Origin of the sequence: Nonomuraea sp. NPDC052116, assembly GCF_040680035.1 — a bacterium.
GTDB classification, from domain to species: domain Bacteria; phylum Actinomycetota; class Actinomycetes; order Streptosporangiales; family Streptosporangiaceae; genus Nonomuraea; species Nonomuraea angiospora_A.
In genome coordinates this window covers 132,206-148,612 of the sequence record NZ_JBFAWA010000030.1, presented here as the reverse complement: position 1 = coordinate 148,612, position 16,407 = coordinate 132,206, and the positions used below count along the sequence as shown (strand labels likewise).

The window sequence follows — 16,407 nt, the reverse complement described above, 5'->3', positions numbered from 1 at the left end:
CCCGTTAACACGCCACCAGCAGACTGGACGGTGTGGCGGACTTTGATGTTGTGGTCCTGGGTTCCGGGCCAGGTGGACAGAAGGCCGCGATCGCGGCGGCGAAGCTCGGCAAGCGTGTCGCCGTGGTCGAGAAACGGCACATGCTCGGCGGCGTGTGCATCAACACGGGGACGATCCCCTCCAAAACCCTCAGGGAGGCCGTCCTCTATCTCACAGGGCTCAACCAGCGGGAGCTGTACGGCGCCAGCTACCGCGTCAAGGACGAGATCACGGTCACCGACCTCGGGATGCGCACCCAGCACGTGATCGGCCGCGAGATCCAGGTGATCCGCAGCCAGCTCGCCCGCAACCACGTGACGGTGCTGCAGGGCACCGGCCGGTTCCTGGACGCGCACACGATCGGGATCACGCACGAGGAGGGCAAGTCCGAGGAGACGAAGATCACCGCCGAGAAGGTCGTGATCGCCACCGGCACCTCGCCCGCCCGTCCCGACAGCGTCGAGTTCGACGACAGGACGATCATCGACTCCGACGCGATCCTGCACCTCGACCGGATCCCCGAGACCCTGGTCGTGGTGGGGGCCGGGGTCATCGGCATCGAGTACGCCTCCATGTTCGCCGCCCTCGGCACCAAGGTGACGGTGATCGAGCGGCGCGAGCGCATGCTGGAGTTCTGCGACCTGGAGATCGTCGAGGCGCTGAAGTACCACCTGCGCGACCTGGCCGTGACGTTCCGCTTCGGGGAGAACGTGGCCGCCGTCGAGCGCCGCCCCGGCGGGGCGCTGACCCTGCTGGAGAGCGGCAAGAAGATCCCCGCCGACTGCGTCATGTACTCGGCGGGGCGCCAGGGCAAGACCGCCGAGCTGTGCCTGGAGGCCGCCGGCCTGGCCGCCGACGCCCGCGGCCGCATCTCGGTGGACTCCAACTACGCCACCGAGGTGTCGCACATCTACGCCGTGGGCGACGTGATCGGCTTCCCCGCGCTGGCGGCCACCTCCATGGAGCAGGGGCGGGTGGCCGCGCAGCACGCGTGCGGGGAGCCGGTCGAGGACGCCCGCGAGCTGCCGCCCATCGGGATCTACACCATTCCCGAGATCAGCTTCGTCGGCCGGTCGGAGGACGAGCTGACCCGGGACAAGGTGCCGTTCGAGGTGGGCATCTCGCGGTACCGGGAGCTGGCCAGGGGGCAGATCATCGGCGACTCGTACGGGATGCTCAAGCTCCTCGTCTCCCCCGAGGACCGGCGGCTGCTCGGCGTCCACGTGTTCGGCACGGGGGCGACGGAGCTCGTGCACATCGGTCAGACGGTCATGGGGTGCGGCGGGACGATCGACTACCTGGTCAACGCCGTGTTCAACTATCCGACGCTGGCCGAGTCGTACAAGGTGGCCGCGCTGGACGCGATGAACAAGATGCGGGTGGTCGCCCGACTCACCGCCGGCATGTGATCACGACAGCGTCCACTTCTGGTTGGCGGCGCCCGTGCAGGTCCAGATCTGCAGCCGGGTGCCGTCGGCGCTGGAGTTGCCGGTGACGTCGGCGCACTTGTTCGCGGCGGGGTTCACCAGGTCGCGGCCCGAGGTGTAGGTCCACTGCTGGTTGGCGCCGCCCGAACACGACCAGAGCTGGAGCTTGCTGCCGTCGGCGGTGCCGCGGTCGACCACGTCGAGGCACTTGCCGAGCGCGCGCAGCGTGCCGTCGCCCGGGCGGGTCCACTGCTGGGCGGCGGTGCCGTTGCAGGTGTAGAGCTGCACGGCCGCGCCGTCCGCGCTGCTGCCGCCGGCCACGTCGACGCACTTGCCGGCCAGGCCGGTGATCGTGCCGGCCGGGTTGCCGCCCGGCGTGCCCGACCAGGTGAAGGTCGCGGTGGTACGGGCGGGCAGCGTGTACACGAACGACTGGTTGCCCCAGTTGACCCTGACCGACTGGGCCGAGGTGCCGCCGTTGTGGGCGATCAGGGCCTTGGAGCCGTCGGGGTTGCGCCAGGCGACGTTCTGCACCGTGGAGTTGGCGGTCGAGTCGATCCGGTACGCCCCAGGTCTGACGAACTTGGTGAGGTGGCCGGTCGTGTAGTACTCAATCGTGTAGTCCACCTGGCCGGCGCGCGAGCCGCCCTCCTGGACCGTGATCAGGCCGGTGCAGGTGTCGCAGCCGCCGTTGTGCGGGCCCATCTGCTGGTTGAGCGCCAGGCTCCACTTGACCAGGCTGCGGCTCCAGTTGCGGGTGTAGTTCACGATGTCGGCCATGTCCTCGTTGTGCTGGTTGCCGATCCAGGTGCCGCCGGAGTGCTCGGTGCTGAACTGGGGCACCGACGGGTACTGGTCGTGCACCTGCGAGCCGACCGCCGGGTCGCCGAAGTAGCCGTGCCAGGCGATGCCGCCGAACAGCGGGTCGTTCCGCAGCGCCGCGTCGGCCAGGATGGGGCCGCCGATCTGGCCGTAGTCGCCGTAGTTCCAGTCGTGTACGAGCACCTTCGTGGTGATGCCGGCCGCCCGGAAGGCCGGGTACACGAAGTTCTTGGTCAGCTCGATGAGGCCGGAGGAGTTCCAGTTCATGCCGGGGTAGTTCATGGCGGTCGGGTTGGACGCCTGGCAGCAGTTGGGCTCGTTCTGGACGGAGATGTAGTTCACCGGGACCCCGGCGGCCTGGTAGCTCTGGACGTACTTGACGAAGTACTGGGCGTACATGGCGTAGTACTGCGACTTCAGCCAGCCCATCTGGTCCATCCGGCCGTTGTCCTTCATCCAGCCGGGCGCGCTCCACGGCACGCCCTTGACCCGCAGCTCCGGGTTGAGCTGCTTGGCCTGGACGGTGAGCAGGCGGACGTTGGTGTCGTAGCCGTTGGCGCCGAAGTCGTTGAGGTCGCAGCAGGTGTCGTCGAGCGAGACCATGCCGGGGCGCGACAGGTCGGAGGCGCCGATCGGGTTGCGGACGAACGACAGGCCGATCCCGTCCGTGGGCGAGAACAGCTTGCGCATGGTCGCGTCCCGCGTGGCCGCGCTGACGGGGCCGCCGCGCAGCAGGTACGCGGTCGTGTCGGTGATCGACGCGCCGCCGCCCTCGAACTGCTGGTACGTGGCGCCCTCGTTGACGGTGATCGTCTGGTTGGCGCTGCCGCCGGCGGAGCCGAAGGCGATCGGGGTCTGTTGCGCGAGGCCGCGGGTGACGTTCCGGCCTCCGGCGTCCGAGGTGGTGGTGAGCCAGACGTTCACGGTCTCACCGGCGGCGTACGCCGGGACGGGCACGGCCAGCGCCAGCACGGCCGCGCAGACGAGCGTGAGTATTCGGGACACGGCGTTGTTTCCCTTCCGGGCGGGGGTGATGCCGATGTAACAAATGAAACAATAAAGAAACTTTCTTTTAGGTGACCACGGGTCATGGGCAGCGTCAAGGCCCATTTGTGGCTATGAAACAAATGAAACGATCAGGCGGGGCCGGTGGAGCCGCGGACGATCAGCTCGGTCTCGAGCGAGACGTGCAGCGCCTCCACCGTGTGGCGGCTCAGCAGCCGCATCAGCAGCGTGACCGCCATCCGGCCCATCTCCTGCAGGGGCTGGCGCACCGTGGTGAGGGCGGGCGAGGTGGCCCTGCTGACGTCGATGTCGTCGAAGCCCGCCACCGACAGGTCGCCTGGGACGCTCAGCCCGCGCTCGGCCGCCGCCCACAGCGCTCCGACGGCCATCTTGTCGTTGAACGCCACCAGGGCCGTCGGCCGCTCCGGCAGGTCGAGCAGCTCGCAGGCCGCCAGGTAGCCGTACTCGGTGCTCGGCTCCGGCACGCTGCGCAGCAGCTCGGGCTCGGGCAGCACCCCGGCGTCCGCCAGCGAGGCCGTGTAACCCGCCAGCCTGGCCTCGCTCGGCAGCCACTCCACCGGCCCGCCGATGATCCCGACCCGGCGGTGGCCCAGCCCGACCACGTGCGCCATCAGCTTGCGCCCGCCCGCGAAGTGAGCGGCCGACACCGCCGCGATGTCCTTGGGGGGCGGGGTCCGCGGGTCGATCACCACGAAGGGGAAGCCGCTGTCGCGCAGGCGTACCAGCTCGTCGCCCGGCTCCGGGGGCAGGACGAGGATCGCGCCGGCCACGCCCTGCCTGCCGGGCAGCCCGGCGAGCACCGGGGCGTCCTGGGCGGCCTCGCCCGCGCCGAGGATCATCTGCCTGCCGTGCAGCTCGATGGTCTCCCCCACCGAGGAGACGATGAGCCCGAAATAGTCGGTCAGCACGTACGGGCAGCGCACGTACACGGCGCCGGCCGACGGGTCGTGGACCGTGCGCGGCCGAGGCGCCTGATCACCGAGGCGCCCGACGGCGCGCAGCACCAGCTCCCGGGTGTGCGGGGCGACGTTGGACTGGCCGTTGAGCACGCGGGAGACCGTGGCGATGGACAGCCCCGTCTCCGCCGCGACGTCACGCACCGTCGCGCGCGCCCTGCCGGACCTGGCCGCCATCCACGCCCCTCGCTCCGCCCTGCCGCCAGAATAGCCGGGCCCGCGCCGCGGCCGGGGCGGCCACCGCCGCGCTCTTACCGCGACTGGTGGTCACCGGGCCGATCGCCGCGCCGTACGTCGCCTCCAGTCCGTCCGGGGTAGCGATTCGCGACCGCCTCAAGGGACTGACCGACCAGGACGAGACGGTGCTGCGGCTGGTCGGGACGCATCTGGGGGCGCTGGCCTCGAAGGATCTCGCGGTGCGGTGCCGTGACGGGCTGGCGCATGTCGCTGATCGGTGGGCGGCTCGTAAGCGGGAGCTGACCGTGGAGTCATCGGCGCGGCACAAGCGCGGGACGGCGGGATGGGTCAGTCGGAGGGTGGGCGGCGGGTGCGGGCGGTGGGTTTCTTGCGGCCGGCGACCAGGGTGTCGCCCGGGGCCGGTGCGGGGTCCTGCGTGCGGCTCGTCTCCCCGCTCTTGGCGCGCGGCCGCGGATGGGGCGCCGTGTCCTCCGTGGCGGCGGTGTCCTTGGGCTCGTCCTGCGCCTCCGGCTCCGGAGCCGGTGATTGGTCGGGTCCCCGGAGCGAGGCGATGACGCGGTCCGCCTCCGTGTCGGCCGCGAACTCGTTCGCCGCCTCCGACTCCCTCCGCCTGATCACCACCATGTGGTCCACCGACACCCGTCCCGCGCCCACCACGGCGAGCAGGAGCGAGGCGGCGCCCAGGAGGATGAGCTCGTTCAGGCTGATGGGGTTGAGCGGCGGGGCCACCACGAAGACCCCCAGCGCCTCGGCGAAGAGGATCAGGCCCGTGACCGAGACGGCCAGGCCCGCGATCAGCAGCGCGCCGCCGATGAGCTCGGTGAGCATGGTCACCGTGGCCCAGGCGCCGGGTGCGGGGGCGCCCTGCGCGAGAAACTTCGCCCCGGTGGCCTTCAGCCCGTCTTCCAGCTTGGTCCAGCCGTTCGCGAAGAAGATGCCGCCCACGCCGACGCGGGCGACTAAAGCAGCAAGATCACGGAGGGCCTGTTTCACGGTAGTTGTCTGCCCTAAACGGGACATGGCACACCTCAATCACGGCTGAGCAGCGTGGCCACCGCGACGGCGGTCAGGCTGAGCAGGACGACGCTCACGACCACGGTCGTGTGCAGGGCGTTCACGAAGGCCCATCGGGCCGCGTCGAGCAGGGCGCCGCCCGCGCTGCCGCCCACCTCGTGCGCGACGTGCGCCGCGCCCGCGAGCGACTGCCTGGCCTTGTCCATGCCGCTGGCGGACACGCCGGGCACGGAGTGCAGGCCGGGGGCGTACACGACGGCGGTGATCGTGCCGAGCACGGCCACTCCCAGGCCGGCGCCCAGTTCGTACGCGGTCTCCTCGATGGCCGCGGCCCCGCCCGCCTGGGACTCCGACGCCGCGGACATGATCGTGTCGGAGGCGGCCAGCAGCGCGACCTGGACCCCGAACCCGATGCCCACGAAGCAGAACGCCAGCATCACGGGATGACCCTCGACGCCCCAGGAGAGCGTGGGGGTCAGGGAGAGCGCGACGAGCCCGAGCCCGCCGCTCATCGTGGTCCGCATGCCGATGCGCGGCAGGATGTGGGCGGCGGCGAGCCCGCCGGAGATGGCCGAGATCACCAGCGGCAACATCCGGATCGCCGCGCGCAGCGGGCTGTCGCCGAGCACGAGCTGCAGGTATTGCGCGAGCATGAGCTGCAGGCCCACCAGCGCGAACACGCCGAGCAGCACACCGGCCACCCCGGTCGTGAACTCGCGCCGCCGGAACAGCCCGACCTCCAGCAGCGGGTGGCGCAGGCGCGTCTGGCGGCGTACGAACAGGAAGAGCAGCCCCAGCCCGGCCAGGAACACCAGCACCGACGCCCACAGCGGCATCAGGCTGCCCGAGCCCGCCTCCTTCAGCCCGAACGCCAGCGCCAGGATGCCGAGCACCGACAGCACCGCGCTCGCGCCGTCCCATCCCCTGTCCTTGCGCCCCGGCGAGTCCGGCAGCAGGCGGACGGCGGCGGGGATCAGCGCCAGCAGGATCGGCACGTTGATCAGGAAGACGGCGCCCCACCAGATGCCGACGAGCACGCCGCCGATGAGCGGGCCGACGGCCGCGCCGGCCGCCGCCACCGCGCTCCAGACGCCCAGCGCGATGGCGCGCTCGCGCCTGTCGGTGAAGATCTGGCGGATCAGGGACAGCGTGGCCGGCATGATCATCGCGCCGCCGATGCCGAGCAGCGCCCTGGCCAGGATCAGGGTCAGCGGCGTCGGGGCGAACGCGGCCCCGGCCGAGGCCAGGCCGAACAGTAGGTAGCCGCACAGCACCAGCCGTTTGCGCCCGTACCGGTCGCCGAGCGTGCCGAACATGATCAGCAGCGGCGCGACCACCAGCGAATAGATGTCGATGATCCACAGCAGTTGCACCGCGGACGGCTCCAGCGCGGCAGTGAGCGCGGGCACCGCGATGTGCAGGACGGTCGCGTCGACGGTGATCAGCAGCAGGCTCACGCAGAGCAGCACGAGGATGGACCAGCGGCGGTCCCCGTGCTCCCGATCGGCAGTCCGTACGAGGGGTGCGGCCTGTATGACGGTCATGGGCCTCCTTGCAGGCCGATCCGTTGACAGGGCCCGCACGTGCTCTTTGGTCGGCGGCGAGAGCCCGGCTCGACGCTCGCTCCTTCTCGAGCTCCTCCGCCTCGACTCCTCGCACTCCGGCTTGCGTCGCAGCTTAGGGCATGTCCAGCACTTGTCATAGCAGTATCGACTGATCCACAGATGCCCCGTTACCTCTCTAGAGAGATACAGCCATATGTCGGCATCTATCCAGGGTTCGTCCTCGACCCGATCATGGAGACCGTGGGGCGCGACGAAAGTGACAGAAAAGGCGATATTTCCGACCGATCCTCACGTGAATGGTGTGACGAGGCCCTGACCAGGCTGAACGCCGGCCGCCCCGAGTCCGCGCTCGACGCCGCCCGCCGAGCGGCCGACCTGGATCCGGGCGCGGAATGGGCGTACCGGCTCATCAGCCTCGCCCACGAACGGCTGGGCCGCGACGCCGACGCGCTGCCCGCCGCCGAGCATGCCGTGGAGCTGGCCCGCGGCTCCTGGCCGGCCCGCCTGCGCCTGGCCGCGATCCTGCGCCGCTCCCCCGGCCGCCGGCGGGAGGCGGTGGAGCACGCCACGCTGGCCGGGAAGTTCGCGCCGGAGCGGCCCGACCCCGAGGTCATGCTGGGCGACCTGGCGCTGCTGGGCGGCGACCACACCGGCGCCGAGCGGTCGTACCGGGCCGCGCTCGCCGTCGACCCCGCGAACCCCCAGGCCCGCATGAACCTCGGCCTGTCCCTGCTGCGCTGGGACCGCCCCCGCCCGCACCACGATCCCGCCTGGCCGGTCGATCCGCGCGAGACGGGCCGGATCAGGCGGGCGCTCGAGGTCTGGTCCCGCCAGGCCCGCCTGCTGGTCGCGCTCGCCACGCTCGCGATCGCCGGGGCCGCGCTCCTCCTCGACCGGGACACCCAGCTCGGCGGTTTCGCCGTGCTGGTGCTCCTGGCGCCGCTCACGGTCAGGCAGGCGCGGCGGGTGGGCCTGTGGTCGTACGTGCCCGCGATGCTCTGCCGGGATCCCTGGCTCGGCGCGGCGGTGGTGTCGGCGGCCGTGTCGGTGGTCGCGTTCGCCGCCTGGCTGCTGCTGGGGGCGGTGCCGTCCGTTCCGTCCGCGCTCGACCCGGTCTGGGCAGGGCTGGCGGGCATCGTGGTGCTGGGGTGGCCCGCTTTGGCGGCCGTACGGGCCCTGGCCGAGACGTGGCGCGGCCGCCCGCTCCTGGCGCTGGCCGAGACCACGCGCGCCCGGGAAGCCCGGGAACACGTCCACGCGGCGCAGATCGACCGCACCGCCCGCAGGAACGCCGGCGTCCTGCTCTGGATCCTGCTCGGCAGGACCTGGTCCGTGCTGGTCCCGCTGGTGGGCGGGGCGCTCGCGGTGGAGCCCAGGGCCGCCGTCGCCGCCCTGGCGGTGCCGTACCCGATGGTGCGCGGCTACCTGCGCGCCCGTCACCGCGGCGACCGGTGGCTGCCTGCCGCGACCGCGCTCGTCGTCCTGGCCGCGGTCTCCTGCGCGGCGGGCGGGCTGCTGGAGACCTGGCGGGCCGAGCCGGCGGCGACGTGGGCGTGGCGGGCCGGGCTGGGCGCGCTCGCGGCGGCGATGGCCGTGTTCGGGGCGCGGGCGGCGCGGGCCTGGTGGCGGGGCGGACCGGGCCCGTGGCGGACCTCCCTGATCATGTGCGACCTGCCCGTGGGCGATGAGCCGTCCGTCACGCTGGACCCGGAGGTGCGCCAGACCTTCTCGTACGCCCGCAGCATCGTCCTTTCCTACGGCGACGCCCTCGGTCCCCGGGTCGCCGGCGCGGTGGCGACCGTCACCTCGTCGGGCGAGCTCCGGGTGATCACGGAGCTGGCGGCGTGGGACGCCATCGCGGCCGACCCCAGGGTGGCGGTGTTCGCGGCGGACCCGCTGCAGCGGCGGTTCTGGGTGGAGGTACGCGGGATCGCCCAGCCCGACTCCGACGTCCTGCGCGTCACCCCCAAACAAGTGCTCGTCGGCGAATTCCCTGGGCGGCACCAGCGCCGCTAGCTAGAATCTTGTTCTATGCGTATCCTGCGCACGCCAGAAGAGCGCTTCGCCGACCTGCCCGACTTCCCCTACGAGCCCCGCTACGCCGACGTCCCCGACGGCCTGCGGATGGCGTACGTCGAGACGGGCCCCGCCGATGGCGAGCCCGTCGTGCTCCTGCACGGCGAGCCGAGCTGGTCGTTCCTCTACCGGCACGTCATGCCCGAGCTGGCCGCGGCCGGGCTGCGCGCGATAGCGGTGGACCTCGTCGGCTTCGGCCGCTCGGACAAGCCCGCCGACCAGGCCGAGCACACCTACGCCAGGCACGTCGAGTGGACCCGCGCCCTACTGTTCGAGGCGCTCGGGCTGAGCCGCGTCACCGTCGTCGGCCAGGACTGGGGCGGCCTGATCGGGCTGCGGATCGCCGCCGAGCACCCCGAGAGCGTCGCCAGGATCGTGGCCGCCAACACGGGCTTGCCGACGGGTGACATTCCCATGCCCGAGGTGTGGCACCAGTTCAGGAACGCCGTGCTCAAGGCCCCGGTGCTGGACATCGCCCGGCTCGTCCAGGCCGGCTGCAGGACGGAGTTGCCCGAGGAGGTCCGGGCGGCCTACGACGCGCCGTTCCCCGACGAGTCGTACAAAGCGGGCCCTCGCGTCATGCCGAGCCTCGTCCCGATCACCCCCGACGACCCGGCCGCGCCCGCCAACCGCGCTGCCTGGCAGGTTCTCACGACACTCGAGCGGCCTTTCCTCGTGGCGTTCTCCGACGGAGATCCGATCACCGGGGGCATGGCGCCCATTCTGCTCAAGTCGATCTCGGGCACGTCCGGCCTGCGGCATCCCGTCATCAAGGGCGCCGGGCACTTCCTGCAAGAGGACGCGGGGGCCGAACTCGGGCGACAGATCGCCGCTTTCGTGACCTCCACCTAGCGTGTCAGGAGCGCCCAATCGTCGGTCCGGTGCGGTATAACCGGGGGCGGACCGGGGAGGCGTGATGCAGGAGTCCGGCAGGGCCCAGGCCGCGGGGCGGGTCGCGGCGCGGGATCTGTTCGAGAAGGTTCGGCTGCGTTATTACCAGATTCCCCCGGCTGTGCGCCGGGTCCTCTACGTGGTGGTGCTGGTCGCCGTCATGGGCCTGGGGGCCGCGCTCGGGTGGAATCTGCTCAACACCTTCCCCCTCGTCCTGCTGGGGCTCGCGTTCGTCGCGCTGACCATGCGCTTCCCCCGGGCCGCCGCCACCGTGCTGGTGGTCGCGGGCTGGGTCGTGCTGACGCTGCCGATCTTCTCCGGGCTGTTCCCCGCGGGCTCCGGCTCGGTGCACCTGATGGTCGCGCTGGCCCTGCCCGCCGCCGCGGGCGCCCACCTCATCCGCTGGGTGGCGCCGTGGGTGACCACGCTGCTGGCGCTCGCCCCCGCCGGCGTGCTCGCCGTGCCGCTCTCGTTCGTCTCGGCGAACGTGGCGGTCTGGGTGGCGTACGCGGTGGCCGCCGCGGTGCTGGTCTACCGGTTCGTGCTGGCCCGCAGGGTCAAGGCGGAGAGCGCCGCGGCCGAGGAGCAGCAGGTACGCGTCAGGGCGCGCGAGGGCAGGCCCGAGTCCCCGCAGGACAGGCAGGGCGGGCTCCCGCAGATCTCCGTCGAGGAGGCGCTCAGCGAGCTGGAAAGCATGATCGGCCTGGCCCCCGTCAAGGAGCAGGTGCGCTCGATCGCCGCCTCCATCGAGGCGTCCCGGCTGCGCGCCGAGGCCGGCTACACCACCGAGCGGCCCACCAGGCACTTCGTCTTCCTCGGCCCGCCCGGCACCGGCAAGACCAGCGTCGCCCGCGCCCTCGCCAAGATCTTCTACGCGTTCGGCCTGCTGGAGACCCCCTACGTGGTCGAGGCGCAGCGGGCCGACCTGGTGGGCGAGTTCCTGGGCGCGACCGCGATCAAGACCAACGAGCTGGTCGACCGGGCGCTGGGCGGCGTGCTCTTCATCGACGAGGCGTACGGGCTGGTCAACTCCTCCGACGGGCAGCCCGACCGGTTCGGCGCCGAGGCCGTGCAGACGCTGCTCAAGCGCGCCGAGGACGACCGCGAGCGGCTGATCATCATCCTGGCCGGCTACGAGCAGGAGATGGGTGCGTTCCTGTCCAGCAATCCCGGGCTGGCCAGCCGGTTCGCCACCCGGGTGCGCTTCCCCGGCTACTCCCCCGCCGAGCTGGTCGAGGTCACCGGGCTGCTCCAGCGGCGCCGGGGCGACACGATGGACGCCGAGACCAGGCGGGGGCTGCTCGGCCTGTTCGAGGACGTGCACCGGCGCGGCCTGGTCGACGAGCTGGGCAACGCCAGGTTCGCGCGCAGCCTGGTCGAGGCCGCCGCGCAGGCCCGCGACGTGCGCGTGGTGGGCGCGGGCGGCACCCCGACCACCGAGGACCTGGTGACCACCACCGCGCCCGACGTGACCAAGGCGTTCGAGGAGCTGACCGCGCGCTTCCGCGGCTACGTCGCCACGCCCACGCTGGAGGAGGCGCTGGCCGACCTCGACAGGATGGCGGGCCTCGCGCCCGTCAAGCGGCAGGTCCACGCCATCGCGGCCCAGCTCCAGATGGCGCGCATGCGGCAGGAGCGCGGGCTGCCCACCCCGCCGCAGATGCGGCACTTCGTGTTCGTCGGCCCGCCCGGCACCGGCAAGACCACGGTCGCCAGGGTCATCGGCCGCATCTTCGCCGCGCTCGGCCTGCTGGCCAGGCCCGATGTGGTCGAGGCGCACCGCGCCGACCTGGTCGGCCAGCACCTCGGCGCCACCGCGATCAAGACCAACGAGCTGGTCGACCGGGCCCTGGGCGGCGTGCTCTTCATCGACGAGGCCTACAGCCTGGTCAACCCCGGCTACCAGGGCGGCGACGCGTTCGGCGCCGAGGCCGTGCAGACGCTGCTCAAGCGGGCCGAGGACGACCGCGACCGGCTCGTCATCGTGCTGGCCGGCTACGAGCGCGAGATGGACGCGTTCCTGTCCACCAACCCCGGCCTGGCCAGCCGGTTCAGCCAGCGCGTGGGCTTCCCCAGCTACTCGCCGCAGGAGCTGTCCGAGATCGCGGTGCTGCTGGCCGGGAAGGCCGGCGACACCTTCGACGAGGAGGCGCTGCGCGACCTCGACGACGTGTTCGCCTGGGTGTGCGAGGAGCGGCTGATCGACGGGCTCGGCAACGGCCGCTTCGCCAGGTCGCTGTTCGAGCGCGCCGCCATGCGCCGCGACGTGCGGCTGGCCGCCCATGCCTCGCGCGGCGGGTCCGCCAGCTCCGCCGACCTGACGACGATCACGAGCGAGGACGTCCGCACCGCCGTGGACGAGCTTTCCGGACGCTGACCATCTCCGGAGCCGACCATCTTCGGCGGTTCCCTGCGCGCGACCCATCACATGGTGTAGCAATATAACTACGTGCGGTGCGCGTCGGAGGGGGAGCGCGATGGCGGGGTTTCTGGCCCGCAGGCTGCTCAACTACGCCGTGCTGGTCGTAGTGGCCGCCAGTCTCGCCTACCTTCTGGCTGCCACGGCTCTGAATCCTCGCTCCAACTACGCGGACCGCACGCCAAAGCCTCCGCCCGCCGTCGTGGACGCGCAGCTCACGGCGCTCAACCTCAACGACAAGACGCCGCTGCTGCAGCGCTACGCCACCTGGGCGGGCGGGGTGATGCGCGGCGACTTCGGCAAGTCCGTCGGGGGCGCCCCGGTCAATGAGGATCTCAAGCGGCGCATGGGTGTGACGGCCCGGCTGGTCGTGCTGGGGATGCTGTTCGGGAGCCTGCTCGGGGTGCTGGTGGGCGCCTTCGCGGCGGTCCGGCAGTACGGCTGGTTCGACCGGATCTCGACCGCCCTGTCCTTCGTGGTGCTGGCCGTGCCGGTGGTCGTGCTGGCCAACATGCTGATCCTGGTCGCCGCCTGGGCCAACGAGAACGTGTTCGGCCGCTCGGTGTTCCTGGTCAGCGGCGAATACACCGACGGGCTGGAGGCCGGCTTCTGGGGGCACGTGGTCGACCGGCTGCAACACCTGATCCTGCCGACGATCTCGCTGTCGGTGGGGCTCGTCGCGGTCTTCAGCCGCTACCAGCGCAACATGATGCTCGACGTGCAGGGCGCCGACTTCGTCCGCACCGCCCTGGCCAAGGGGCTGAGCAGGCGCCGGGCGCTCGTCAAGCACGCGCTGCGGACCGCGCTCATCCCGGTCGTGACCTATTTCGCGTTCACGTTCGGGGCGCTGCTGACGGGGGCGACGTTCACCGAGAAGATCTTCGGCTGGCACGGGCTGGGGGAGCAACTGATCAACTCCATCTTCAGCAACGACGTCAACACCGTCGCGGCCATCTCCCTCCTCGCCGCCGTCGCCGTGCTGTGCTCCGCGCTGGTCTCCGACCTGCTGCACGCGGCGCTCGACCCGAGGGTGCGGGCGTGATGACGCTTTCCGACGAGGAGCTCGCCGAGGAGCTGACCGACGGCACGGCGGCCACGGCGCCGTCCCGGCTGCGGGTGGTGGCCGGGCGGTTCTTCCGCTCCTCGCAGGGGCGAATCGGGTTCGCGGTGCTGGCCGCGATGTTCCTGCTGGCGTTCGCCGGGCCGATCTTCTCCAGGTGGACCTACACCGACAAGGACTTCACCGCGTTCATGCAGCCGCCGTCGGCCACCCACTGGTTCGGAACGCTCCAAACAGGCGCCGACGTCTACGCGGTCACGCTGCGCGGCATGCAGAAGTCGCTGGTCGTGGGGCTGCTCGCGGCCCTGATCTCCACGGCGCTGTCGGCCGTGGTGGGCGCGTTCGGGGGCTACTTCCTGGGGTGGACGGACCGGACGCTGAACTGGGTGACCGACCTGCTGCTCGTGCTGCCCGGCTTCCTGATCCTGGCGATCATGTCGCCGCTGTTCGAGACCGGGCAGTGGCCGCTGTTCGTGGTCATGCTGGCGTTGTTCCTGTGGATGGTCACCTCGAAGATCGTCAGGGGGATGACGATCTCGCTGAAGGAGCGGGAGTTCATCCAGGCCGCCCGCTTCATGGGCGTGTCCCCCGTACGGATCATCTTCCGCCATGTGATCCCCAACCTGTCGTCGCTGCTGATCGTGGACGCCACGCTCAACGTCAGCAGCGCGATCCTCACCGAGACCTCGCTGTCGTACTTCGGCTTCGGCATCCAGCCGCCCGACGTGTCGTTCGGGACGCTCATCGCCGACGGGTCCAGGACGGCGGTCTACGCGCCGTGGACGTTCTGGTTCGTGGCGGGGCTGCTGGTGGTCACCGTGCTCGCGGTCAACCTCATGGGCGACGCGCTGCGTGACGCGTTCGATCCCTCGGCCTCGCGGAGGAGGCGGCGATGAGCCCGGTCCTCGAGGTCACCGACCTCAACGTGTCGTTCGGCGGCGTGCCGGCCGTACGCGGGGTGAGCTACCACGTGGAGCCCGGCGAGGTCCTGGGCATCGTCGGCGAGTCGGGGTCGGGCAAATCGGTCACCTCGGCGGCCGTCATGGGGCTGCTGCCGCCGGGAGCGCGCGTCACCGGGTCCGTACGGCTGCACGGCAAGGAGCTGATCGGGGCCCCCGAGCGGGAGCTGACGTCCTTCCGCGGCAAGACCATCTCGATGGTGTTCCAGGACCCGCTCTCGGCGCTCACCCCCGTCTACCGCGTCGGCGACCAGATCGCCGAGGCGGTGCGCGTACACCAGCGGGTGAGCAAGGAGACGGCCCTGGTCAAGGCCGTCGAGCTGCTGGAGCTCGTGGGCATCCCGCGGCCGGCCGAGCGGGCGCTGGCCTTCCCGCACGAGTTCTCCGGCGGCATGCGGCAGCGCGTGGTGATCGCGATGGCCATCGCCAACGACCCCGACGTGATCATCTGCGACGAGCCGACCACCGCGCTCGACGTCACCATCCAGGCACAGGTGCTGGAGGTGCTGAAGAAGGCGCAGCGGAAGACCGGCGCGGCGATCATCATGATCACGCATGATCTGGGCGTCGTGGCCGGGTTCGCCGACCGGGTGCTGGTCATGTACGCCGGGCGGCCCGTCGAGGTCGGCGACGTGGACGACATCTACTACGGGATGCGGATGCCGTACACGGTGGGCCTGCTCGGCTCGATCCCGCGCGTGGACCGGGGCGCGCGGCAGCCGCTGGCGCCCATCGAGGGCAGCCCGCCCTCCCCCGAGGCGCTGCCGCCGGGGTGCCCGTTCGCGCCGCGCTGCCCGATGAAGATCGACGCCTGCGACGAGGGCGAGCCGCCGCTGTTCGAGGTGGGGGCGGGACACCGGGCGGCCTGCATCCGCTGGCAGGAGGTACGCCCCCGCGAGCCCGTCCTCGTCCCCGTGGAACCGGGGCGGCGCGAGCGCGGCGAGCGCACGGTGCTCGAGGTGCACGGCCTGGTCAAGGAATATCCGCTGCTCAAGGGCGCGATCTTCAAGCGCAGGGTGGGCACGGTGCACGCCGTGGCGGGGGTCGGCTTCGACATCCGGCAGGGCGAGACGCTGGGGCTGGTCGGCGAGTCGGGCAGCGGTAAGACGACCACGCTGACGCAGATCCTGGAGCTGGCCGCGCCCCAGAGCGGGCGCATCGTCGTGCTCGGACGCGACACCGCGCGGCTGAGCGGCCCCGAGCGCAAGGCGATCCGGCGCGACATGCAGGTCGTCTTCCAGGATCCGCTGGCCTCGCTCGACCCGCGCATGACGGTGCACGACATCCTGGCCGAGCCGCTGCGTACGCACGGGCTGCGGCGCCCCGGGCGGCGCATCGCCGAGCTGCTCGCCCTGGTCGGGCTCGACGCCTCCCACGCGGCCCGCTACCCGCAGGACTTCTCGGGCGGCCAGCGGCAGCGCATCGGCATCGCAAGGGCACTGGCCCTGGAGCCCCGGCTGCTGGTGCTGGACGAGCCGGTCTCCGCGCTGGACGTGTCGATCCAGGCCGGGGTGATCAACCTGCTCGGCTCGCTGAAGGCCCGGCTGGAGCTGTCCTACCTGTTCGTGGCGCACGACCTGGCCGTCGTGCGGCACATCGCCGACCGGGTGGCGGTGATGTATCTCGGCAGGATCGCCGAGATCGGCCAGGTGGACGCCGTGTTCGACGCCCCGGCGCACCCGTACACGCAGGCCCTGCTGTCGGCGATCCCGCTGCCCGATCCGGTACGCGAGCGCGCCCGGGAGCGGATCCTGCTCGAAGGCGACCTGCCCAGCCCGGCCAACCCTCCGACGGGCTGCCGATTCCGCACCAGGTGCCCGAAGTTCCGCGGCGAACTCACCGACGAACAACGCAGGCTCTGCGTGGACGTCGAGCCCGAGGTGCGTCCGTTGGGCGAGGACCAGGGGGCGGCCTGCCATTACGCCGAGAGGCGCGAAGTCGTATAGACCTCGCTC

11 protein-coding genes are annotated in these 16,407 nt (G+C 71.5%); 7 read left to right on the top strand and 4 right to left on the bottom strand.

The window, feature by feature from the left end:
* The first annotated feature begins 32 nt into the window (after positions 1-32).
* Positions 33-1,448, top strand: a complete 1,416-nt coding sequence (sthA, locus tag AB0L65_RS43835) for a Si-specific NAD(P)(+) transhydrogenase (RefSeq protein ID WP_350739158.1) — start codon at positions 33-35, stop codon at positions 1,446-1,448.
* On the opposite strand, the gene AB0L65_RS43830 is transcribed toward sthA, so the two are convergent.
* The 4 genes from AB0L65_RS43830 to AB0L65_RS43815 form a co-directional block, all read right to left on the bottom strand.
* Complete coding sequence (locus AB0L65_RS43830) at positions 1,449-3,293, bottom strand: ricin-type beta-trefoil lectin domain protein (protein ID WP_364258771.1); 1,845 nt, start codon at positions 3,291-3,293, stop codon at positions 1,449-1,451. It lies immediately after the preceding gene.
* A 131-nt stretch (positions 3,294-3,424) separates the two neighbouring features.
* Entirely contained in the window at positions 3,425-4,447 is a 1,023-nt protein-coding gene (locus AB0L65_RS43825; protein ID WP_364258768.1) for a LacI family DNA-binding transcriptional regulator, read from the bottom strand.
* A gap of 348 nt (positions 4,448-4,795) precedes the next feature.
* The gene (locus tag AB0L65_RS43820) at positions 4,796-5,461 is read right to left on the bottom strand and encodes a DoxX family protein (protein ID WP_364258765.1); all 666 of its coding nucleotides are present in this window, start codon (positions 5,459-5,461) and stop codon (positions 4,796-4,798) included.
* A gap of 35 nt (positions 5,462-5,496) precedes the next feature.
* Complete coding sequence (locus AB0L65_RS43815) at positions 5,497-7,026, bottom strand: MFS transporter (protein WP_364258762.1); 1,530 nt, start codon at positions 7,024-7,026, stop codon at positions 5,497-5,499.
* A 261-nt stretch (positions 7,027-7,287) separates the two neighbouring features.
* Between AB0L65_RS43815 and AB0L65_RS43810 the strand changes: the two genes are divergently transcribed.
* The 6 genes from AB0L65_RS43810 (at position 7,288) to AB0L65_RS43785 (ending at position 16,398) form a co-directional block, all read left to right on the top strand.
* Entirely contained in the window at positions 7,288-9,063 is a 1,776-nt protein-coding gene (locus AB0L65_RS43810) for a hypothetical protein (protein WP_364258759.1), read from the top strand.
* Positions 9,064-9,078: 15 nt separating this feature from the next.
* The gene (locus AB0L65_RS43805) at positions 9,079-9,975 is read left to right on the top strand and encodes a haloalkane dehalogenase (protein ID WP_364258756.1); all 897 of its coding nucleotides are present in this window, start codon (positions 9,079-9,081) and stop codon (positions 9,973-9,975) included.
* Between the two features lie 64 nt (positions 9,976-10,039).
* Positions 10,040-12,391: an AAA family ATPase gene (locus AB0L65_RS43800; protein WP_364258753.1), complete on the top strand. Its 2,352-nt coding sequence runs from the start codon at positions 10,040-10,042 to the stop codon at positions 12,389-12,391.
* A gap of 100 nt (positions 12,392-12,491) precedes the next feature.
* Positions 12,492-13,475 carry an ABC transporter permease gene (locus AB0L65_RS43795; protein WP_350739178.1) on the top strand — a complete coding sequence of 328 codons (984 nt, stop codon included), beginning with the start codon at positions 12,492-12,494 and terminating at the stop codon, positions 13,473-13,475.
* Positions 13,475-14,389: an ABC transporter permease gene (locus AB0L65_RS43790; RefSeq protein WP_364258749.1), complete on the top strand. Its 915-nt coding sequence runs from the start codon at positions 13,475-13,477 to the stop codon at positions 14,387-14,389. Before AB0L65_RS43795 ends, AB0L65_RS43790 begins: the two co-directional genes overlap by 1 nt.
* Complete coding sequence (locus AB0L65_RS43785; protein WP_364258746.1) at positions 14,386-16,398, top strand: ABC transporter ATP-binding protein; 2,013 nt, start codon at positions 14,386-14,388, stop codon at positions 16,396-16,398. Before AB0L65_RS43790 ends, AB0L65_RS43785 begins: the two co-directional genes overlap by 4 nt.
* Positions 16,399-16,407 lie beyond the last annotated feature (9 nt).